This is a genomic window from Methanolobus sp. ZRKC4 (assembly GCF_045291305.1).
GTDB lineage: Archaea > Halobacteriota > Methanosarcinia > Methanosarcinales > Methanosarcinaceae > Methanolobus.
The window spans coordinates 567,961-588,380 of sequence record NZ_CP146983.1; the positions used below are offsets into that span (position 1 = coordinate 567,961).

Sequence of the window (20,420 nt, forward strand, 5' to 3'; positions counted from 1 at the left end):
CCAAAAAGTACAAGTTTTTCAAATCAAAAACTTTATCTAGACACATCTCATAAATGAGATTCTGCTCAAATTTGAGATTTGTGTGGTCGATCAATGTATACAATAACATCCCTGAAAAGACTTGCATTGCTTGATGCTATCGAAAAACCTGTAAAGATATCTTCCAGTGAGTTTATGTACCATATATCCGCAAGTTCCAAGACCGCTGCACGAGTCCTGAAGCAGCTCGAAGAAGATGGCTACATCGGAAGGCAGCTCGTTGCAGGCGGGCAGATGGTCCAGCTTACAGATACAGGAGTCGAGATTCTTAAAAAAGAGTATGCAGATTACCAGCAGATATTCTGCAGGGAACATGCTGACCTGGAGCTCTACGGAAATATCATTACGGGCCTGGGAGAGGGACAATACTACATTGCAAAGGAAGGTTATATGTCCCAATTCAGGGACAAGCTTGATTTCAAGCCATTTCCGGGAACTCTTAACGTGAGGCTTGCAGACCAGAGTGTGCAGATGCGCGATAGTATGGATATTAATATCCAGCCACTTGTGATACATGGTTTTAATGACGGGGAACGAAGTTTTGGAGGCGTCAGGTGCTACCCGGTAGAAATAGAAGGAATAAAAGGTGCGGTCATAGTTCCTGACAGGACACACTATCCGGCCGACCTCCTTGAAATAATCGCACCTGTCAAATTGAGAGAAATGCTTGGAATAAGCGACGGCGACGAAGTAAAGATAGTTGTGAAGAATCTTCAAAAATGCAAGTGATGAGTGATAATATGGATTCAGGCTCAAACGGATACAGCGAAAATATAAGAAGAGCTATCACTGCTCTTCAGAATGGCGAGATGATATTGCTTTTTGACCTGGAAGGACGGGAGGCTGAGACTGACTTCACAATCCCGGCAGCGGCTGTTAAGCCTGATGATGTCAGGTGGATGCGCAGGGATGCAGGCGGCCTTATTTGCGTTGCCCTTGATTCCGATGCTTCCGAGAAATTAGGTCTTCCATTCATGGCAGATATCATAAGAGAGGCAAACCAGTGCAGTACTGCCCTGGACAGGATCGTGGAAAAAGGTGGTGACCTCAAATATGATTCACGCTCATCATTCTCCATCTGGGTGAATCACAGGGACACACGCACCGGTATTCCGGACAATGACCGGGCACTGACCATTAATAAACTGGATGAGGTTGTTGAAAAAACACTCAGGAATGAAGATATCCATTTTGGAAATGAATTCAGGACTCCCGGACATGTTGCAACCTTACGTGCTGCAAAGGGACTTGTCCATGAGCGCATGGGCCAGACCGAATTATCCATTGCTCTTGCAAAAATAGCAGGCATAACACCTGCAATGGTAGTCTGTGAGATGCTTGATGATAAGACCGGAAGAGCCCTTGAGAAAGATGATGCAAAAGAGTATGGAAGTAACAACAACCTTGTATTTGTCGAGGGTGAAGAAGTAGTGGAAGCCTACGACATCTGGTTGAGCTCACAGCCTCGGAAAAGCTAAAATACTGTAATGTATATGTACATACAATCCTGCGGGATCGTAGGGTAGCCTGGTCCATCCTGTTAGGCTGGGGGTCTAGCGACTGGAGTTCAAATCTCCGCGATCCCACCATTTTCTACTGTTGATTTATGAGGTATTACACGTAGTGTCATGCCTTTTCTCGCGCTCCAGAAGCGTCATCTGGGTTTTTAATCTCCACAGTCCTACGAATTATTTTTTTAAAAAAGGCTGGTTCTGAAAGTTTTATGGAACCAGAATTTCGTCAATTGCGTGGATCATCCCATTACTGCATTCAATATTAGCCTCGATTATATTCGCAGTATCGACTTTTATGCTATCCGTGGCAGTGATCTTCAGTTTGTTTCCACTTACGGTTTCAAGTTCTGTAAGTCCTGCAAGGTCTTCTGTAGTATATTTTCCTTCCACGATGTGATAGTTGATAATGCCAAGCAGGTAGCCATGGTCATCAAATGATTCATCTACGACTTCATCTGGTATTGGTCCGAAAGCTGTTTCCACCGGTGCAAAAATGGTGAATGGTCCTTCGTTGCTGTACTTATTTGTGAGCTTGAGTTTCTCTGCGGCTTTCAGGAGGGTCGAAAAAGATCCCTTCTCTTTTGCTGTTGCTATCAGGTTCTTCATTTCAGTCATTTTCAATCCTCTTATTCTATCAAACCTATGTCCTTTATTGTTAAAAAATGGTTTGAATACATATATGACCTTACAAAAAGGTTCCAATCGAAATAATTAATACAGAGTCATTACAACTCTTTTAAAGGTGGTAACAAATAGCTCCGATAATTGTAGCAAAAGACCTGCAAAAATCATTCAAAGACCTTGCAGCTGTAAACAGTATAAGTTTTAATATTGATGAAGGTGAGATGTTCGGCTTTCTCGGGCCGAACGGAGCGGGCAAGACCACTACCATGCGCATGATTCAATGTGTTTCTCCGGTAACCGCAGGTAAGCTCGAGGTTCTTGGGATGAATGTTGCAACTCACCAGAGGGAAATAAAATCATTTATGGGAGTCGTTCCTCAGGAGAATAATCTCGACGGGGATTTTACAGTCTATGAGAACCTGCTGGTTTATTCAAGATACTTTGATATTCCACGTGAAGAAGCAGAAAAAAGGGTTGAGGAGTTACTGGATTTTGTGCATCTCCAGGAAAAGAGGGATGTTATGACAGAAAGCCTGTCAGGCGGTATGAAACGCAGGCTTGTCCTGGCAAGAGCACTAATAAATCAACCCAGACTTTTGATACTTGATGAACCAACCGTTGGACTCGATCCACAGGCTCGGCATCTCATATGGGACAAGCTCCGCGGGCTCAAAAAACAGGGAGTTACTATTGTTCTCACATCACACTACCTCGATGAGGTGGAAAAACTTTGCGACAGGCTGGTAGTAATGGACAATGGTAAAATACTGGTAGAAGGCAGCCCTCGTGGAGTAATTGAGGAGTTTATAGGTTCGGACATAATTGAGGCAGAACACAACCCTCAACTTCTGGAATGTCTTGAGAAAAAGGAAGCAAGCTACGAAGTTATCGGTGATATTGTTCACATTTATCCTGACAATGCCATGGAGCTATCTGAATTTCTCCTTATGGAATGTTCCCTCTCCAAGATAAGCGCAAGGCCGGCGACACTTGAAGATGTCTTCCTTAAACTTACAGGCAGGAGGCTTCGGGAATGAAGATGGCCGATTATTTCGCAATTCCAAGTATAAGTTCCAGATCATATAAGGTCTGGCAGCGGAACAAAGATGTCTTCATGAAAGATTTAAAACTGAATTTCCTTCCTCCTTTCCTTGAACCTATAATGTATCTGATAGCACTGGGTTTTGGCCTCGGTAAATTCATTGAGAGTATTGATGGTGTCCCGTATGCCAAATTCATCGCTCCTGCACTCATAGCTGTTTCAGTTATGTATGCAGCATTTTTCGAGTGCAGTTACAGTTCATATGTCAGGATGTACTACCAGAAAACATTCGATGCTATCATTGCAACACCCCTGACGATTGAGGATGTGATAGCAGGTGAGCTTCTCTGGGGAGCCACCAGAAGCACGATAAACGCAACTGTAATGATACCTGTGATAGCTCTTTTTGGTCTTATCGATCTGAAATACTCACTTCTCATAATTCCGTTCGCATTTCTTTGCGGACTTCTATTTGCAGCTATTGGCATGTGTTTTACTGCGATAACTCCCAATATAATGTCTCTTAGCTATCCGATACTTTTGTTCATAACCCCAATGTTCCTTTTCAGTGGAACTTTCTTCCCTCTAAGTGCTCTTCCGGCACCGGTGCAATATTTTGCAGTTGCCTTTTTACCACTAACTCACATGGTAAATGTCATAAGATCCCTGTCATTCGGGATATTGAGTTCATCCTTATTGTTTGATATTGTGTGGATCCTGTTTGCAAGTGTAATTCTGCTGATACTTTCGATAAATCTCATGAAGAAGAAACTGATAGTCTGAATAACTGTTAAGTTAAAACGCGACATATGTCAAATCACAGAGCGCCATGAATGTATTTATTCAATGGTAACAGAATGTGTAGCGATAGGTTCATAAAATAAATCATCAATTGGTGTAACAATGAAAAAATACTTGATCCTGGTATTGTGCCTTTTCGGTCTTGTGATCTTTGCAAGTGGCTGCATTGATGATCTTGTACCGGTAAAAGATGAAGGTACTCAGCCGGAGTTATCTGCATACGAGTTTGAGGTTTTCCTGAATGATAGTTATGATGAAGGAAATTTAACTCCGACTCACACATTCTATCTTTCAAAGAACGGGTCTGCAAAGGTAGTTTCAATAGTTGAGAACGAATCTGTTATTGATATAATCCCTCTGGAAGATTTGAGCACTTCAGACGATGAAGTTGTAAGTAATATTGTTGTACTAGGGGACCTTTCCAACAAAACCAATGCAACACCGGAAAAGTTTACTGATTTTTCACTGATGGAAGGAGCTTCTGAGATTAATTATACAATTTCAGAAGATGTTATTCGTGGACAAAAGCATGTGTTCATTACATTTGAAGCACCAATAACCGGATTTGTGGCTTATACAATGTCAACACCACTGGGCCAGGATTTCATATACATCACAACACCTCCGTCTGTAGTTCGTTTTGTTTTGCCAGAGGGGTATACCACTGGTAATCCTCTTATAGGCAAGCCCAAGCCCTCTCCAGATGCTTTATATCTTGATGCATCTAATCGTGAAAACCTTGTGTGGCACAATGAACTGGAAACAAATGGTTTCCTGAGCATGCTTGGCAGATATTCTGCGGAAGAACAGGCAGAAATAGAGCCGGTTCCAAAACTCATCACAGCTAAATTCTACACAACATCAGCACCAACAGGTCTCAGCGTTGCTGCGGCTATTCTTGGTATGATTGCATTTTTTGTCTTTTTCAGGTATAGGCTTCAAAAGAGAACACTGGAAAAAATTCGAAGTGATATCGAGAAACAGGTAGTCGTTCCCAAAAATAAAGGAAAAGATTGAATCAAAGGTATTCAAAAACCATGCCATCATATCCAAGTGGATATTCTTTGACTGCCTCGTCATGGGGCTTAAAGAAATGGCTAAGGTGTGTGAATACGACTTTTTTGGCTTTAATTTCCTGAGCAAGGTCCATAGCTTCTGCCGTATTCATGTGCTTTTTGACCTCTACAGTAGGCGGAACAATAGCATCAGCAATTAACAGATCAGGTTCCATGATAGTATCAATACTCTTTTTAGGAATATCCCTTTGTGTATCTCCTGTGATAACCACTTTTGTATTGCCATCTCGTATCATAACACCGATAGATCTCTTAACGGGTGGGTGTATTACCTCAAAAAGAGTGAATTCCAGGCCAATGAGCTCAAAAGGTTCATACATGTTCCTTTCATGCTTTTTAGGCCGGAGGAACTGCAGATAATCAAGAATATATTCCAGTGTTTCAGTTAGTCCGTAAACATCCACATTGTACTGAACCCTGTGAAATTCGGCAAAACCTGCAAAATGGTCATAATGACCATGTGTCCAGATTACTCCGTCAATGTGTTTTGTCCCGGTTTTAAGCAGCTGGTATCGAAGATCTGGACCGGTGTCTATCAGTACCGTTCCCTCCGATGATTCTACAAGGATTGCAAATCTGGTTCTCTGGCTTTTACCGCCGTTATGTGCATCCTGGCATGTAGGACAATTGCAACCAATAACAGGGGTGCCGGTGGCATCTCCTGTTCCAAGAAGTGTTATCTTCATGAATTGTCCTGCATTTGCTCAATCTTCATATTCATTGGTTTTGATGACCGTTCTCTCATCGAATGCTGCGATTGCATTGAGCATGTCTTTTTGTGTAAGCTCGGTTCTCTCTGTTACAAGTGCAGTAAGCACTCCTTCTCGGATGACCATTCGAAGATCGGAACCACTGTAGCCATGTGTAAGGGAGGCGATCTCGGATGTGTCGAAATCCCCTTCAATCTCTTTTGTAACAATGTCAAGTATCTTCTTGCGCATATCCGTATCAGGGAGAGGGAATTTCATTATATCATCAAAACGTCTCCACGCAGCTGAATCCAGCATTTTTGGGTGATTGGTAGCCGCCAACAGCAGGACTCCATCATTTGTGAGGCTTATGTCATCTATAGCCTTGAGCAGAGTATTGACTGCTCTTTTAAGTGCAGCATGCTCATCTGAGGAGCGGGTCTTTGCTACGAAATCGAACTCGTCAATGAAAAGTATGCACGGATTCAACTTTTTTGCGAGAGCGAATACACGGTCAATGTTCTTTGCGGTCTCACCAAGATACTGGTCAGTTATCATGGACAGTTTCACTTCTACAAAGGGGATGGCAAGATGTTCTGACATGGCCTTCGCAAGTGATGTTTTCCCGGTACCAGGAGGGCCAACCATCAATATTTTTCCCACATCATAGAGTCCAATGCGCTTCAGGTAATCCCTGTACTGAATAGCCTTGACTATTTTCTTGACTTCTTCTTCCTGTTCGGTCGTAAGAATGAATTCTCTGAGTGTCTGCCTGATATCCTCAGGAGCACTTATCTGGGCGAGCTTGAGCATCTCTCCCCCACCCTCTTCTTTAGAGATTTCCTCAATAAGGGACTCAATCCATTCCCTGTCAACTTCTTTTGGCCTTACCTTGGATTTTGCGCTGCTGTAGTCTGCACCTTCTGCTTGCTTTTTCTCATAATGATAGGCAAGTACCGGGTTGTGCGCTATTTTATCCATCGAGCCATCTCTTTTCTGGAACCAGTCTGCTCCTACTTCAAGAGCTGTTATCCTGACAGAGAAATCCATGTCATCTATTGCGACAAAAGGAAGCATTTTCAACTTGCTATCTACACTGTCAATGTCAAATAATTTTTCTATGTCTGTAGTTTTTACCCTGATAGGTTTTGGAACCGTTCTTTGTTCCCTGTTCCAGTAGAATTTACGTACTTGCTTAGGGAGGTCGTTTACATCCAGTTCAGGATATTTGTTGTATACCTGTGCAGTAAGCAATAGTTCGATGATATCAAGAGTTATGTCGGGCATGTTCTTACCTGATTAAATTATTTATTAATTGGAAGTTAACTATTCAGACATTACATATTATACATCTTTTTAGATATATTTTTTGTATACTCCTACTAAATATATTCTTTAAATATTATTATGCTCGCCATGTATCTGATCTATTTTTGAAGAACAGACCAGCTTATACAAGCCGGATAACATCTTTTGAAGGTGAGTATATCTCTCCTGCCTGCATCATCTTTTTGATAACGTCATCAAATCTGTCTTCATCAATGTCCCTGGCTATGACCATTTTTTTTAGATCACCATAAAACATCTGTTTATTATTGGATTGGAGTACTTCAAGTATTAAATCATCTGCATTTTTCATTTTCTGACATTTTCGCTTGTCAATAAAACATGCAGCCTTTTCATCAATCTCCTCACCAAATATCTGATGCTCGGTTCTGGAAACACTCTCATTTTCAGCCTGTATGGTGTATGTTTCGTTCTCTATTATACTGGCCTGTACCTGTGTCCTGAAGGATCTTGCTTCGTTAAGGTCTTCTGATGAAAAGAAGATACGCAACTTTCTGACCATTAGTGTTGCGCTGCACCTCTGGCAACGAGTGGTCTTTGAACTTTCAAGTTCAATGATCTGTGCATTCTTCCTGCATTTTGTACATATAATGACCCCGTATACCATCGGCAGCTTTTTAGTATGTATCCTATAAATAGTAAGCCTCACAGAGAAGAGGACCAAAAAGTAAATTCAATGATACAATGATACGAAGAGCATTGGTTTCTGACATTCCTGAAATTGTTGAGATAGAGGATTGTTCCTTTGAAGTTCCCTGGCCGGATTTTCTTTTCAAGGCCCATCTTAGTAATCCGGGTTTTCTTGTTTATGAGGGAGACAGGGTACTTGGTTATGCAATAGTTGGGTCATCAGAAGATAAAAGAAAAGCTCATTTACAGAGCATTGCAGTTCATAAGGAATGCCTGCGGCAGGGAATTGCCAGCAAACTGCTTGAATGGTGCATTGACCTTGTGAAGCTTTATGGCTTCAATAAAATGATGCTTGAAGTGAGAGAGTCTAATGTAACTGCTCAACTTTTCTATTCAAATAATGGTTTTCTGGTTGAGGGAAAAATAGATGGCTACTATCTTGATGAAAATGCCATTGTAATGGGCAGGGAAATCTGATCTATTTACCAAATCTTCTCTGACGCTTTTGAAAATCCCTTATTATCCTGATTATATCCAGTTTCCTTACGTTGTACCAGTTGACATCAGTGAAGTAAAATTCGGAATAGACCGTTTGCCATATCAAAAAATCAGATAGGTGCTTTCCTCCTGAACGAATGAATATGTCAGGTTCGTGTTTCATCACCAGATGGGATTCGATATCTTTTTCGCTTATTTCTGAGGCTTTGATCTTCCCTTCTTTTACATCTTTCAGTACGGAAATGACTGCATTTGTAACTTCCCTGCGTCCTCCAAAACCAACAGAAACATAGACTTGAAATCCTTTTCCTTCTTTTTTTGAGCAGCTTTTTCCGCTTTCTTCGTATATCTCGTATCCTATATCATTAGGTATTTTTAAAAGGATCTCGTTGAGTTTCACGGTTAACTTTTCTATCATTTCAGATTTGAGCTTTTCCTCGGTGTCCAGTACATCGACGTAGATACTGGTCCTCTTTATTCCAAGTTGCTTGCACCAGAGGATATAATCTTTTATTTTCCTGAAACCGCCTTTTTCCAGCAGGTCGGTTTCAGAAAGTGCCAGAGAAACATGCTCAGGGCTGGGATACTTCGTGACCTGCTGTAGTAAATGCTTCTCATAGATGGAAGTTACAAAGCTCATGTATTATCCTGACACTTTATTTTGTTTTTATTTTGCAGTGGAAACTATCTTAACAACATCCCCGTCATTGAGTTCGTGCTTTTCTCCAAGTCGCATTTTTGTTTTCCCATCTACTGCATAGAGGAATCCTTCTCCGATATCTGAATGGATCTTGTAGGCGAAGTCATGGGCATTTGAACCTTTTTTCATGAGGAATGCATCAGGTAGTACTCTTCCATTCTTATCGGTCCATTTTCCTTCATCTTCTACAGGATAGACGATTATGAGGTCGAGAATTTCGAAAACAGCGTTGTTGATACATTTTTGTATGCCTGTACCGTCCATTTTCTGTACAAGGGTGCGTACGTTCTCAAGTCCCTTTTTCTGGGCGGCGTTGAGTTCTTCAGACTGGATGCTGAAGTCATTGTCTCCTGGTTCATATTTTATGGCTTGGCTCTTGGCTGCTGATCTCAGGGCAAGCTCCGCGGCCGCACTTGTGGCTACTACCATCTGGTCAAGTGCCTGTAGGTTAGTTACATTCTCCGGTGGCGCAACATCTGTTTTGTTGGCGGCGATTATCATTGGTTTGCTCAGAATGCGGACTGCGTCACAGAAACTGATTATGTCTTCATCGGACCATTTAGTAAGATGGTTCCTGTCCAGTTTGCATTTGTTAAGGGCGGCATTGACCTGTGGCTCATCCACTCCTGCCCCGGCAAGCTGGTCTGCGAGTATGTGCTCTATTGAGAGTCCTTCCGCCTGTATCTTGCGTGAGAGTTTGGTCCAGTTTCTCTTGACGATGCTATAGATCCACATGGTGAGTTCATGGTTGAGAAAATCAATGTCGCCAAGTGGGTCGTGGTCGCCGATATCAACCGGATTACCTTCGATATCAGTTCCACCTGATGCATCGATCACGTGAATGATTGCCTGTGCCTGTCTTAGCTCATCCAGAAAAGTATTACCAAGCCCGCGGCCCTGATGTGCATCGGGTACAAGTCCGGCCACATCAATTAGTTCTATAGGTACGTAACGGATGCCTTCAACACAATTACCGCAACGTTTGCTTTGCTCTATACATGGGCACTCGGCGCGCACATATGTGACACCTTTATTTGCATTGATAGTAGTGAAAGGATAATTTGCAATTTCAACATCCGCCATCGTCGCGGCCTTGAAGAATGTGGATTTCCCCGCATTGGGTTTTCCTGCAAGTCCTATGGTCATTGACATGCTTAACTAATCACTGTCGCAGGATTTAACTTTTATTGATTGCAAGCCCTGAATAACTCCCTTTCCAAGCTCAAATCCTCCATTCCATTGATAATCTTTATATTGGAGAAAGACATTAGAACAGAAACCTTGTGTCCCGGTAGGGTAGCGGATATCCTTGAGGCCTGCGGAGCCTTAGACCCGAGTTCGATCCTCGGTCGGGACGTACTTTTTTTTTGATTTAGTAGCCTTTTCCTTTTGAAGAGTTAGTTGGTTATGATTTTGAAATAAAGTTTTGCAGAATAATGATTAGCCTTAGGTGATATTCTAATTACTCAATCGATGAGAACGAACATAAGAATAAGCAGCATTCCAAAAAAAACCGAAACCCAAAGAAATGCTCTTGTCCTCTTTGAAGCAAAATAGCCCATTGCTCCACAGATAAGAGCAGGGATTGCAAGATCAATGAAAGTCGTGATCTGCAACCAGTAACCTGTACCTGTCATTATGAAATGCGGGTCTAACAGTTCCAGAAGGATATCTGAATAAAGGTTGTAGAGAGGGATCAAAAAGACACCTGACAGTGTAGAAGTCATCTCATCCCCTGTAGTGTACCCATAATAGATAATGAGTGCTGCCGGGACACCGAAGATAATGGTGGTCATCAGGATATGCAATATTATATCTTCCATGATTGGAGAATACAGCTTATATCCCACGTCCATCAACGCAGGCAATAATGGATGTAAGATTATAATTGCTGCTGATACTATGGATCTGTTTTTGTCCATAAAACTCCCCTAAAATAAAAAAGGTGGATGGGCCACCTCATGATGCAGTTATCACAGTAGCATTCCCATCGTTGTATGCACGGTACTTGTTTGTGTATTCATTGTCAAGGAAACACTCATCATGACTAACAGTCCAGCCTACATCGTAAAAACTGGCAACCTCTTCTTCTACACCTTCGTAGTCAATGGCCTGGTGGCCGAGTGGCCATTCAAAAACACCATCATCACAATGAGCATTTGCAATAACAACAACATCTGTATTTGTAGATATTTCCCACAAACGTGTATGATTTCCACCGAATATCCGATATCTGCTTTCAGCCACACCATCGTCAGCTATCCAGCGCCGTTCTGACCGGTCATAGACATAATGTGTGTACTCCGATGGGTTGCTAACCCAGTCACCTTCATTCACTAGCACACCTTCAACTGTGGATATAGTAGTCTCTCCCCACATCAGATTTATCGGATCTTCCCTTACATACCACCAGAGTATCTTTGACCAGGTCCACTGAGGACCATTATAGTCATCCCACCATTGGTATGGTTCACTCTCAAGTGTCATGACCAGCGATGTTTTTGTCGTGTGAACCTTTTCTTCTCCTTTTTCCAACTTGAAAGTCCCGTCTTTTTTGGTCTTCAGGATCAGTTCATTCTCTTTAACGGTCAGTTTATCCCCATCATTGTTCATCATGACAGTTCCGGTTTCTAGGGGGATCTTCTTCTCTTTGTTAAATTTGTCGATCCCTGTCTTTTTCTTCAGTTCATTACCGGAATATATCTCATTTATTTCCAGGTATCCTTCTTCATACTTGTATATCTGCGTTAATTTAACATTCTTTACAATATGGTCTTTAGTCCATTTCTCCATAGATTTTTCTGGAGTAGCGTCCACAATTAGTACAAAAGTAATGCTTACCAATATTATTGCAGCAAGCAATATGACCAATTGCGGGCTTTTAGCTTTCATATTTAACCCTCTCCCAGTTGATTTTAATATCATGGGCAAAATCAGCAAAATGTGTTAAAGCTCAGCTAGATGCTGCTATTAAACCACGAAGTTGATACCATTTTATAAAACATGCCAACTCCCACCCAATATTATTATTGGATATATTGAATTATATCGCTATTGGTGAAAGTTTATTTGGTAACGAATCAACCCAAAAGCATATTTACAGTCAAATTAAAATACATTTTAAATGTCAGGGTCTATAAAGTGCCATATTGAAAGTTTTTATTTAACATCTTTGTTTTCTGCAAACTGGAAAAAGAGTGACTGGCTATTTTATTTTTTACTGGTTCCGGCAGTTCTGGTCTTCATATTTTATCTTCCTGTCAGCCTGAAAGAAACATATTTCATCCTGTACCCTTCAAAGATAACACTGTATTCGCTTTTTCTCTCAAATTATGTGCATAATGACCTGACACATTTATTGGGTAATTTAGTTTCTTATCTAACACTTTGTTTTTTAATTTTCAATCTTGAAACAAATAAACGTAACTTCTATGTGTACTCGATACTCATGTTTCTGGTTTTACCCTGGATAATATCAATTGTATCTATGAACATGATTGGCCCTAACACAACATATCAGGGTTTTTCAGGACCTGTCAGCTCGTTGTTCGGCTATCTGACATATGTGGTCTATAGATTTCTGAAAGAATACTGCTTCAAGAGCATTGATCTCACATTCCTTTTCCTGATAGTTATTATGAATCTCTTACTGGTCCTTGGGAATATTCCCTCTCAACTATTCCAGTACATATTCATAGTTACATTTGCATTGATATTGGTCTACCTGCAAAAGGATGTCATTGCAGAAGTTATCAAGAAGAATTTAGATGTCAGGAATTGGTTGAGATGTTTTCCTAATTTCAAACAATTGTACATTATGGGATTATTCATTGGAACCTTAGATTACATATTGATCCTGCCTGTTCTGGTTCCTCAAGAGATAATGCGGGACGGTGCTATTGTCAATTCTGTTGGTCACTATACAGGTTACTTTTTTGGGATTTTCATTCCTCTACTTATTTTGGCAACTTCTAAGAAATAATCGTAAATGTACAAACTGCAGGCTGACTACTTTCCTCAAAAAGAGATAGCCTGAATTTTCTTCCAGTGGATTGGTAAATGAACATAATCTCTTTGAGTGTCTGGAAGAATGTATTATTATACCTGCTATGGCATTTTTTCTCAAAATTCAATTAGCAGAGTTTTGATACTGGCAGGAGGTTGGTTGTTGTAGGGTTGCTGCCTCGCTTTAGAAATACAGGTGTAACGGTATGATGTGTAGCAATGTTCCATATCATCTTGAATTAAGGACATGAATAAACTGAAGTTTTACTTGAGCGGTAATTGATCTTCCCTGTCGGTACTATCGATGGGATCGTCCATGAAAGATATTTAAGACATTGTGTGTGGATAACATATAATTGGAGCTTTTTTAAACATAGTTCTGTTCCAGTTGTTCTGCTACATCTATTATAACAGCATTTCCAAGAGTTTCAGACTGAATTTTTGCACTGGCTATTATAGAAATGACGCTTGAAATTAATTCATCCTTACTGCTTGTATATTCTAAAATAGGGTCCGATGTTTCATCAGAAGACATAGCCATTATGTATTCTTCACCCTCATATTCAGTAACATATAGTTGAATTATTTTATCAACATTTATGAATGAACCATTCAGTGTCGTAATGTAGACTGTATACATTTGAATCTCCCCATTAACTATTATGGGCTTTGGTAATTAAACATCGTTATATAATATGATGGCCTCTTTTTATATATGAATTGTCCAAAGTGTAAGAGTTCCAGTCATAAGAAGAACGGTAGGATTGATGGTCGACAACGCTACAAATGCCATGATTGTGGATACAACTATTCAGTAGATATAAAATCCACCGCTAGCCCCGTATCTGTTAAGCGACAGGCTTTACAACTCTATCTGGAGGGGTTGGGATTTCGTTCAATTGGACGTTTTTTGGGCGTTAGTCATGTTTCTGTTCAAAAATGGATTCGAAAATTTGGTAGTGAATTAGAGGATCTAAAAAGTGAAAATGAGATTTCTGTTGTGGAATTGGACGAGATGCATACTTATATTGGGAATAAAAAAACTACTGCTGGATATGGATTGCTGTTGATAGATATGGGAAGAAATTCATCGATTGCTCTTTTGGCAGCAGAGGAACAAAAACAGGACAAAAACTCTGGAAAAAGTTAAAGACAAAAGAGGTTGGGGAAGTAATGACGGATTATTGGAGGGCATATGCCAAGTTAGTCCCCAGAAACATCCATACTCGATCAAAAGCAGAAACATATACTGTTGAAGGATACAACAGCATATTTAGGCATTTCCTGGCAAGACTAAGGAGAAAGTCAAAGTGTTATACTAAAAGTCTTGAAATGCTAAAAATCTCCGTTTTGCTCTTGATGAAATATAGGAATAAAGAACTAGCTATGTTTAATTAACAATGCCCTATTATGTTGTATATTAATTCATAAAGTTTGTCAATGGTTCTGATTAGAATATAATCTAGGTTTCAAGCGGAATTAGTCAATTTATAACACTTATTTTTCCGATTATACAAACTAATAGGAAATTATTTTCCTTTGGGTTTGCATGACTGCTGTAAATCCGAGATTATTTATACGCAAAAATGGGTTTTTTGAAATGATGTTTGAAGTTTTCCTTTAATTGGCGGAATGGGAAATAGGGCTCTGTAGAAATCCTCTAAATTATGGGACAAATAACCGTATGCAATTATTCAAAATGTACTCGATGATATTGATATAATTTGTTAAATTAAGTCCACAAATACTGATTTTGGTAGGTTTTCTACAGAGCCGGAAATAGTAAAATTTATATGCAGCAAGTTAGTTGTATCTACAACCATTATCCTATAAATATAGCGACTTCTTTTCAAAAGGAGATTAAAAATGACAGAGACCAATCTTACAAAAATTATAAAGGATATGGCTTTTGAACTGGGTGCTGATTTTATTGGTATCACTGACAAATCATGCTTTGAAAATTTAGATTATACAGGAAACAAACCTCAGGATGTAATGAAGGGGTTGAAGTCAGTAATAGTTCTGGGAGTTTCTGTACCACGGGGGGCTTTTGAAACGTTGCCCAAGGGCAGGGGTGAATATACAAATACACTTATGGCAGCTACAGCCACATTAAGAATCATTGCATTCCAGCTGGCTAAGCATATTGAAAAAGAAAGTTATATGGCAACAATTGCTCCGAGCGAGGGAAGCGAATACGGTTACTGGTATGCCGATCGTGAGACGCTAAAGGGTGTTCTTTCTTTCAAATATGCTGCTTATCAGGCAGGGATTGGAAACTTTGGCATGAACCATCTTCTGATTACAAAAGATTTTGGACCAAAAGTACGCATGACTTCTATACTGACAGATGCACCATTTGATTCTGAAGAAAAGATAGAACTTCCACTTGTCAATGATGCATGCAGTAAGTGCATGAAGTGCATCGAGATATGTCCGGTTGATGCCCTTACAGAAGAAGGAATTATTCACAGGGAAAAGTGTGCTGAGTATATGTTCAATGATCTTGGTGGACTTCGATGTGGACTCTGCATCAAAGTATGCCCTTTGAACCAGTTCTAATTATTCAAACCGCAAGCATAGCTACGGTGAAGCTTAAATATGTTTCATCATAATCAATGCTTTTTTTCTTTCTCTTTCTATCTGGTACATCTCCAACCTTTGAAAGTAGAGTTTCTTTATTATGGGGTTCCACCAACCCACCAATTTATTTTAGCAAGTGGCCATTTTCTTTTCATATTTGGATTATATATTGATATCTGAAATGAGGTATAAGTCATTGTCCATCTTTTTTTGAAGGAATTTTATACAGTCTCACATACTACCTCATCACTTCCTTCATTATGGGTAAATGGAAACCCAAGCAAAATCCACTAATATACCTATTCGAGCTGTTAATTTTGTATAACTTATGTTCTTCGTGCAATATGGTCAATCCCCAGTGTTCTTTTTAGCTTTCACTGGAATTTTACGAGAAACATGGATGTGATAGTCTTTGATGGTATATGTACTCAAAATTTAGGAAGATGCATGGGGTTGGGCTATAATCTTAATTTTTGCAGAATATTTTGCTATCCAAAAAAGCCATGTTTGATTCGCCTTATTTATATACAATTTTTTCCATTCTACTATTATGACCAATCCAGACATTGCCACATACATCAAAGAAGCCGATCTTATTGAAAAGATGTATATGAATCTGCTGGGAGGTACCACTCAAAAAAGGATGAAGCCTATTGAAGATGGTTCTACGGGATTGCCGAATGTAGAATACAGGATATGCGAGATAAATTCAAAGAACGAGATTCTGCAAAGTGCTCTTTTGCAGAGGTACGAAGATTGGTATGAAAGCTGCCGGGAGCTTGTTCAGGAATATGCAGGTTCGGGCAGGACATCAAAACATGAAGACCTTGCAGAGCTGCACCAAAAGATAGTGACCCTCATCGGTCTGAAAGACCCTGTTGGCAACTCCAATGAGAAAAAACATCTAAGAAAAGTGTTCATCGCCTGTTTTGATGCTCAGGTCAGTATAATCCACTCAGTAGGACATCGTATCGTTTTAGCAAGGAACGATCGCCAGAGAAGTGTTACAGCAAATCTGGTAAATTCTGAACTTGAAGAAGCAGAAAGTCTGTATGAACAAGGGTCCTTTCCTCATGCTGGTATCATTGCTGGAAAAGCTCTTGAAAGCTACCTGAAAATGTTGTGTGACGTGAATGAGGTTGAATTGACGCCTGAGGACACGATGCTAACAATGATTCAAAAAATTCATGAGTCCGAAAATGCTTACAAGTTTGATGTGGGGATGCTGGGAGCAATAGAACATCTTGCGGCTTTAAGCGCTAAATGTGGCGATCTTGATGATGAGTTTCTGGAAGATAATATAAGGGAACTGATCGACCAAACAAGGGAAATGGTTGTTCTGGGTTTTTGTTGAATTTAGTAATAGATTATTTCTGTCCTCTATATCTTTTTTTCGTGCGTTATCTAAATAAACAGTTCTGGAAAGCTGAAGCTGTCATTTATTTCTAATATTTTATCTTTAGTACATTATAAAATTATGCGGGAAGACTTAAACGTTATCTGTAAGATACACTACATCGTAGCTAATAATACAATTTGGTGGTACCCAAATATGATAACTGATTATACTATAGCCATCCAGAGGCATTACTTGATGCTTTTGTTTATTCGATCATCCATGCATGAAGTAGGCTTGAAATGTCTTTTTTAGAGGATATCAAACCGGTACTGCTTTTGTATGTTGTAGGAGATACGTTAACAACTCTTTATGCATTGCAGACTGGTATGTTCTATGAAGGAAATCCTGTGTTGTCCCGGATTTTCAGTATGTACGGTTATACTGCATTGATACCTCTGAAAATAGGTTTCATGTTTGTGTTATATCACGTGTACAGGAATGCAGGCCGCTATTACTGGAACATCACAAGGTATGCAGTAACCGGTATTGGTCTCCTTGCAACTGTAAGCAATATGGCAGTTGTTCATGCTTAAAGAACAAGGATCATATGCATCAGTTTATATCCTGTGCAGGTTTGCCTGATATTCAAAAAAAAGAACACTCGGTCTAAGAGAAAGATAAGGTCATTAAGTGGGTGCTAGGTACTATCTGAAAAGGCGGATCTTTTCCTTCTGACTTTCCTGTTCTTCTCTTTTTAGCTCCATTTTCGCTTTTCAATATTATCTCTTTTAATTAAGTATCGAAAAGATACTTTATTAACACTGTTAACTCACTATCTTTTGACAGTATTACACAATACTTAAATAGGTGCAAATTTCACGTTTATATAGTACTTATGTTAGGTAGACTTAACTTTATTTAATTTATACCGGGGTTGAAACATGAAACACAATTTTTACGTTGGGTTTTCCTGTTTGCTTGCTTGCTTGATAGCTTTGTCCTTTTCCTCTTCTGCCGCGTATCTGAACCATTCGTTCCTTACCGGCCCATACGAGGAAGGACCGGATGTGACTGCAGATTGTATTTCATGTCACTCCCAGCAGGCAACAGACATGCTGAATTCGACTCACTGGCTCTGGACAACATGTTCAGAGTGTGGATGTGAGGAACAATCGCACGAAGGATTGGGTAAACGCACAGTGATAAATAATTTCTGTGTAGCCATAGGTTCAAATGAACCACGATGCACTTCCTGTCACACAGGGTATGGCTGGGCGGACAAGACCTTTGACTTCACCAATGCATCGAACATAGATTGCGTGGTCTGTCACGAGACAACAGGTACATACAAGAAAATACCCACAGGTGCAGGAGCTGTTGATTCTTCTGTTGATCTTGTAGCCGTAGCTCAGAGTATAGGAAGTCCGTCACGTGAGACATGTGGAGGAAGTTGCCACTTCTTCGGTGGTGGTGGTGACAACGTAAAGCACGGTGATATGTCATCTGCGCTACTTGAGCCTTCAAGAGAGCTTGATGTTCACATGGGTGGTATGGATTTTGACTGTCAGAACTGTCACAAGACGACTGCACACAATGTCGCAGGTCGCTTTGCTGGTGTTCCGGGGTCTGAATGCAGGGTTTTGTGTTCTGATTGTCATGGAGACACGCCGCATCAGGGAGTTTTCAAAGAACGCCTTGACGCTCACTCAGATTCCATTGCCTGTCAGACCTGTCACGTACCCGCATTTGCCCGGGAAGTGCCAACAAAGATGTACTGGGACTGGTCTAAAGCAGGACAGGATCTTGATACGGTACCTGTGGATGAATACGGTAAAGCCACTTACAACATGATGAAGGGTGAGTTTATCTGGGAAATGAATGTAACTCCAACATATGCTTGGTTCAATGGTAGCTTTGATAAGTATTACCTTGGGGATGAAGTAGATCCTGAAGGAGTTACTGTTCTCACTGCTCCACTGGGTGACAGGTATGATGTGGATTCCAAGATATATCCATTCAAGATCCATCTTGCAAAACAGATCAGTGATGCACAGTACAACTACCTCATAATCCCTGACCTTTTTGGAGGCGAGGACGCCTACTGGGTCGCATATGACTGGGACCGGGCATCCAAGGCAGGTATGGATTATGTAGATATGCCCTACAGTGGTCAGTATGAATTCGTGGAAACATCACTGTATGAAAGTATAAATCATGAAGTTGCACCAAAAGAGGGTGCTCTTCAATGTAAAGATTGCCATCTTGACGATGATGCCATGGACTTCGCTGCTCTTGGGTATGACGGGGATCCTATGATCGTTGGTGAGAGGATGATAAGTGATGAAGAGCTCAAAAAAATCGAATCAATGGACGCAGTTTCAGAAGAAGCCGGGTCTCAGGCATCTGAATCCAGTCCCGGATTTGAACTGGTAGTGGGATTGTTCGGTCTCTTTGCTGCTGTGATGTTTGGCAAACGCAAATAAAATCAGATTGGTGTGTAATGGATCACACCAACTATCTTTTTTATTCCTGATTTCCTGTCAGTATCGAATTATTTTCTGATGGATCGATTAGTATTTTTAAAGAGATACAGGCTTGAATCAATACAGAAAATTAATAACGAGTCCTTCAACAGTACCTATCAAGAGCGCAACAAAAGGAATAATTGCAACAATATGTCATATTTTGAATGTTTTGACAGGAACCATGGGTTGGTTTTTGTCCCAATAGAAGTTCATAACATTTTAGGTAAACTCCTCTATCTTTGAGAACAGGTACACGACATAGAAAATTGAAAGGAACAATCTCCAAAAAGGTCTTATTTTCAGTTCGTCTTTTGCTTTGAAGAATTTCCATTTTTTGTAAAACCAGTAATCATCGCAAATATAAAATGTCAGGATTGAAAAAAAAACTAGTTTTTTCACAGAGGTTAGATTATAGTATTCCACAATTTCCTGATATTTGAGCCGAAGGTAATCACTTTAGATCCCTGCATATTATTCATCTCAACTTATCATCAACAAAGCAACAAACATTAGAATTCCCAGCAGGAGGATTGCCCCAAGTGCCAGAACAACTTTTTTTCTTTGAGCTTCCTGCTCAGGTGTCATTGGTAAAGGATTCGGGTTATACTTCTTTTCAAGATATGTTCCAATTCCTGCTCCAAGAGCTACACCAATTGCCGGTCCCATAGCGATCATGCCTAACATAAGGCCTATAGGAATCCCGAGGGGGAGGCCAATAGCAATGCCTATAGCCATGAAGTAGCCCTTTTGATATCTTTTTTCCTGCATAATATGCATCTATTGTTGGAATATATAAATATTCGGCTGCGTAGAACTTTTTTGTAACAAATCATGATGGCAATGCTAAAGGAAAACTGTACTGTAAAAAAGAAGAAAAAGGAAATGAGTTAAAACTTATTCATTCCTATGTGACTTAAAGTGCTTTCCAGGATTAGTATACTGTAAAAGTTATTTTCAAGATGCTTTGCCATACATAACTTCAAGTCAATCTGAAGTTTAGTTAATTCT

The 20,420-nt window shown here is 40.2% G+C and carries 23 protein-coding genes and 2 tRNA genes; 14 read left to right on the forward strand and 11 right to left on the reverse strand.

Annotation, left to right across the window (positions count from 1 at the left end):
• Positions 1-93 precede the first annotated feature (93 nt).
• The 3 genes from V7O67_RS02905 (at position 94) to V7O67_RS02915 (ending at position 1,628) form a co-directional block, all read left to right on the forward strand.
• Entirely contained in the window at positions 94-768 is a 675-nt protein-coding gene (locus V7O67_RS02905; RefSeq protein WP_406656229.1) for a winged helix-turn-helix domain-containing protein/riboflavin kinase, read from the forward strand.
• Entirely contained in the window at positions 768-1,517 is a 750-nt protein-coding gene (gene ribB, locus V7O67_RS02910; protein WP_406656228.1) for a 3,4-dihydroxy-2-butanone-4-phosphate synthase, read from the forward strand. The genes V7O67_RS02905 and ribB overlap by 1 nt, the downstream gene beginning before the upstream one ends.
• 33 nt (positions 1,518-1,550) lie before the next feature.
• A tRNA-Pro gene (locus V7O67_RS02915) sits at positions 1,551-1,628 on the forward strand.
• Positions 1,629-1,760: 132 nt separating this feature from the next.
• On the opposite strand, the gene V7O67_RS02920 is transcribed toward V7O67_RS02915, so the two are convergent.
• Entirely contained in the window at positions 1,761-2,168 is a 408-nt protein-coding gene (locus V7O67_RS02920; RefSeq protein ID WP_342306308.1) for a fasciclin domain-containing protein, read from the reverse strand.
• Positions 2,169-2,371: 203 nt separating this feature from the next.
• Here V7O67_RS02920 and V7O67_RS02925 point away from each other — a divergent pair, with 203 nt between their 5' ends.
• The 3 genes from V7O67_RS02925 to V7O67_RS02935 all read left to right on the forward strand — a co-directional run bounded on the left by V7O67_RS02925 (position 2,372) and on the right by V7O67_RS02935 (position 5,037).
• On the forward strand, positions 2,372-3,214 hold the full coding sequence (locus V7O67_RS02925) for an ABC transporter ATP-binding protein (protein ID WP_406671416.1): 843 nt from the start codon (positions 2,372-2,374) through the stop codon (positions 3,212-3,214).
• Complete coding sequence (locus V7O67_RS02930) at positions 3,211-4,002, forward strand: ABC transporter permease (protein ID WP_342306307.1); 792 nt, start codon at positions 3,211-3,213, stop codon at positions 4,000-4,002. The genes V7O67_RS02925 and V7O67_RS02930 overlap by 4 nt, the downstream gene beginning before the upstream one ends.
• Positions 4,003-4,122: 120 nt before the next feature.
• Positions 4,123-5,037 (forward strand): hypothetical protein, encoded by a 915-nt coding sequence (locus V7O67_RS02935; protein ID WP_342306306.1) that lies wholly within the window; start codon positions 4,123-4,125, stop codon positions 5,035-5,037.
• 1 nt (position 5,038) lies between these two features.
• Here V7O67_RS02935 and V7O67_RS02940 read toward each other — a convergent pair whose 3' ends face one another.
• From V7O67_RS02940 to V7O67_RS02950, 3 genes are all read right to left on the reverse strand, one after another.
• A complete protein-coding gene (locus V7O67_RS02940) occupies positions 5,039-5,782 on the reverse strand; it encodes an MBL fold metallo-hydrolase (protein ID WP_342306304.1) in 744 nt (247 codons plus the stop codon).
• An 18-nt stretch (positions 5,783-5,800) separates the two neighbouring features.
• Entirely contained in the window at positions 5,801-7,072 is a 1,272-nt protein-coding gene (locus tag V7O67_RS02945; protein WP_406670798.1) for an ATP-binding protein, read from the reverse strand.
• Between the two features lie 163 nt (positions 7,073-7,235).
• Entirely contained in the window at positions 7,236-7,739 is a 504-nt protein-coding gene (locus V7O67_RS02950) for a DUF5817 domain-containing protein (protein WP_342306301.1), read from the reverse strand.
• 92 nt (positions 7,740-7,831) lie between these two features.
• Here V7O67_RS02950 and rimI point away from each other — a divergent pair, with 92 nt between their 5' ends.
• Positions 7,832-8,239: a ribosomal protein S18-alanine N-acetyltransferase gene (gene rimI / locus V7O67_RS02955; protein ID WP_406670800.1), complete on the forward strand. Its 408-nt coding sequence runs from the start codon at positions 7,832-7,834 to the stop codon at positions 8,237-8,239.
• A 1-nt stretch (position 8,240) separates the two neighbouring features.
• Here the strand turns inward: rimI and V7O67_RS02960 are convergent, their stop codons facing one another.
• Together V7O67_RS02960 and V7O67_RS02965 are read right to left on the reverse strand one after the other, a co-directional pair.
• Positions 8,241-8,900 (reverse strand): undecaprenyl diphosphate synthase family protein, encoded by a 660-nt coding sequence (locus V7O67_RS02960; RefSeq protein WP_342306299.1) that lies wholly within the window; start codon positions 8,898-8,900, stop codon positions 8,241-8,243.
• A 27-nt stretch (positions 8,901-8,927) separates the two neighbouring features.
• Positions 8,928-10,112, reverse strand: coding sequence for a redox-regulated ATPase YchF (locus V7O67_RS02965; RefSeq protein WP_406670802.1), 1,185 nt, complete (start codon positions 10,110-10,112; stop codon positions 8,928-8,930).
• Between the two features lie 133 nt (positions 10,113-10,245).
• Between V7O67_RS02965 and V7O67_RS02970 the strand changes: the two genes are divergently transcribed.
• Positions 10,246-10,317 (forward strand) — tRNA-Arg (locus tag V7O67_RS02970).
• Positions 10,318-10,426: 109 nt separating this feature from the next.
• On the opposite strand, the gene V7O67_RS02975 is transcribed toward V7O67_RS02970, so the two are convergent.
• Positions 10,427-10,882 carry a hypothetical protein gene (locus tag V7O67_RS02975; protein WP_342306297.1) on the reverse strand — a complete coding sequence of 152 codons (456 nt, stop codon included), beginning with the start codon at positions 10,880-10,882 and terminating at the stop codon, positions 10,427-10,429.
• 37 nt (positions 10,883-10,919) lie between these two features.
• Entirely contained in the window at positions 10,920-11,852 is a 933-nt protein-coding gene (locus V7O67_RS02980; RefSeq protein WP_342306296.1) for a hypothetical protein, read from the reverse strand.
• A 232-nt stretch (positions 11,853-12,084) separates the two neighbouring features.
• On the opposite strand from V7O67_RS02980, the gene V7O67_RS02985 reads away from it, so the two are divergent.
• Positions 12,085-12,942, forward strand: a complete 858-nt coding sequence (locus V7O67_RS02985; protein WP_342306295.1) for a rhomboid family intramembrane serine protease — start codon at positions 12,085-12,087, stop codon at positions 12,940-12,942.
• Between the two features lie 390 nt (positions 12,943-13,332).
• Here the strand turns inward: V7O67_RS02985 and V7O67_RS02990 are convergent, their stop codons facing one another.
• Positions 13,333-13,605 (reverse strand): hypothetical protein, encoded by a 273-nt coding sequence (locus V7O67_RS02990; protein ID WP_342306294.1) that lies wholly within the window; start codon positions 13,603-13,605, stop codon positions 13,333-13,335.
• A gap of 75 nt (positions 13,606-13,680) precedes the next feature.
• On the opposite strand from V7O67_RS02990, the gene V7O67_RS02995 reads away from it, so the two are divergent.
• Both V7O67_RS02995 and V7O67_RS03000 read left to right on the forward strand, forming a co-directional pair.
• A protein-coding gene (locus V7O67_RS02995; protein ID WP_342303728.1) for an IS1 family transposase occupies positions 13,681-14,363 on the forward strand; the annotation gives its coding sequence in 2 pieces (ribosomal slippage) (positions 13,681-14,007 and positions 14,010-14,363; 681 coding nt in all).
• A gap of 468 nt (positions 14,364-14,831) precedes the next feature.
• Positions 14,832-15,527 carry a 4Fe-4S binding protein gene (locus V7O67_RS03000; RefSeq protein ID WP_342306293.1) on the forward strand — a complete coding sequence of 232 codons (696 nt, stop codon included), beginning with the start codon at positions 14,832-14,834 and terminating at the stop codon, positions 15,525-15,527.
• A 4-nt stretch (positions 15,528-15,531) separates the two neighbouring features.
• Here V7O67_RS03000 and V7O67_RS03005 read toward each other — a convergent pair whose 3' ends face one another.
• Positions 15,532-15,660: a hypothetical protein gene (locus tag V7O67_RS03005; protein WP_406670805.1), complete on the reverse strand. Its 129-nt coding sequence runs from the start codon at positions 15,658-15,660 to the stop codon at positions 15,532-15,534.
• 438 nt (positions 15,661-16,098) lie between these two features.
• Here V7O67_RS03005 and V7O67_RS03010 point away from each other — a divergent pair, with 438 nt between their 5' ends.
• From V7O67_RS03010 to V7O67_RS03020, 3 genes are all read left to right on the forward strand, one after another.
• A complete protein-coding gene (locus tag V7O67_RS03010) occupies positions 16,099-16,902 on the forward strand; it encodes a hypothetical protein (RefSeq protein WP_342306291.1) in 804 nt (267 codons plus the stop codon).
• 284 nt (positions 16,903-17,186) lie between these two features.
• Positions 17,187-17,480: a DUF5658 family protein gene (locus V7O67_RS03015; protein ID WP_406670807.1), complete on the forward strand. Its 294-nt coding sequence runs from the start codon at positions 17,187-17,189 to the stop codon at positions 17,478-17,480.
• Between the two features lie 348 nt (positions 17,481-17,828).
• Entirely contained in the window at positions 17,829-19,370 is a 1,542-nt protein-coding gene (locus V7O67_RS03020; protein ID WP_342306289.1) for a tetrathionate reductase family octaheme c-type cytochrome, read from the forward strand.
• 522 nt (positions 19,371-19,892) lie between these two features.
• Here the strand turns inward: V7O67_RS03020 and V7O67_RS03025 are convergent.
• Positions 19,893-20,180 (reverse strand): hypothetical protein, encoded by a 288-nt coding sequence (locus tag V7O67_RS03025; RefSeq protein ID WP_342306288.1) that lies wholly within the window; start codon positions 20,178-20,180, stop codon positions 19,893-19,895.
• Positions 20,181-20,420: the final 240 nt, after the last annotated feature.

Coding starts and splice junctions, on each gene's coding strand:
- V7O67_RS02990 (WP_342306294.1), bottom strand. CDS start 13,605: ATGTATACAGTCTACATTACGACACTGAATGGTTCATTCATAAATGTT.
- V7O67_RS02940 (WP_342306304.1), bottom strand. CDS start 5,782: ATGAAGATAACACTTCTTGGAACAGGAGATGCCACCGGCACCCCTGTT.
- V7O67_RS03000 (WP_342306293.1), top strand. CDS start 14,832: ATGACAGAGACCAATCTTACAAAAATTATAAAGGATATGGCTTTTGAA.
- V7O67_RS02920 (WP_342306308.1), bottom strand. CDS start 2,168: ATGACTGAAATGAAGAACCTGATAGCAACAGCAAAAGAGAAGGGATCT.
- V7O67_RS02945 (WP_406670798.1), bottom strand. CDS start 7,072: ATGCCCGACATAACTCTTGATATCATCGAACTATTGCTTACTGCACAG.
- V7O67_RS02950 (WP_342306301.1), bottom strand. CDS start 7,739: ATGGTATACGGGGTCATTATATGTACAAAATGCAGGAAGAATGCACAG.
- ribB (WP_406656228.1), top strand. CDS start 768: ATGAGTGATAATATGGATTCAGGCTCAAACGGATACAGCGAAAATATA.
- V7O67_RS02980 (WP_342306296.1), bottom strand. CDS start 11,852: ATGAAAGCTAAAAGCCCGCAATTGGTCATATTGCTTGCTGCAATAATA.
- V7O67_RS02985 (WP_342306295.1), top strand. CDS start 12,085: ATGTCAGGGTCTATAAAGTGCCATATTGAAAGTTTTTATTTAACATCT.
- V7O67_RS02935 (WP_342306306.1), top strand. CDS start 4,123: ATGAAAAAATACTTGATCCTGGTATTGTGCCTTTTCGGTCTTGTGATC.
- V7O67_RS02960 (WP_342306299.1), bottom strand. CDS start 8,900: ATGAGCTTTGTAACTTCCATCTATGAGAAGCATTTACTACAGCAGGTC.
- V7O67_RS03015 (WP_406670807.1), top strand. CDS start 17,187: ATGTCTTTTTTAGAGGATATCAAACCGGTACTGCTTTTGTATGTTGTA.
- V7O67_RS03020 (WP_342306289.1), top strand. CDS start 17,829: ATGAAACACAATTTTTACGTTGGGTTTTCCTGTTTGCTTGCTTGCTTG.
- V7O67_RS02975 (WP_342306297.1), bottom strand. CDS start 10,882: ATGGACAAAAACAGATCCATAGTATCAGCAGCAATTATAATCTTACAT.
- V7O67_RS02905 (WP_406656229.1), top strand. CDS start 94: ATGTATACAATAACATCCCTGAAAAGACTTGCATTGCTTGATGCTATC.
- V7O67_RS03025 (WP_342306288.1), bottom strand. CDS start 20,180: ATGCAGGAAAAAAGATATCAAAAGGGCTACTTCATGGCTATAGGCATT.
- V7O67_RS03010 (WP_342306291.1), top strand. CDS start 16,099: ATGACCAATCCAGACATTGCCACATACATCAAAGAAGCCGATCTTATT.
- V7O67_RS02965 (WP_406670802.1), bottom strand. CDS start 10,112: ATGTCAATGACCATAGGACTTGCAGGAAAACCCAATGCGGGGAAATCC.
- V7O67_RS02930 (WP_342306307.1), top strand. CDS start 3,211: ATGAAGATGGCCGATTATTTCGCAATTCCAAGTATAAGTTCCAGATCA.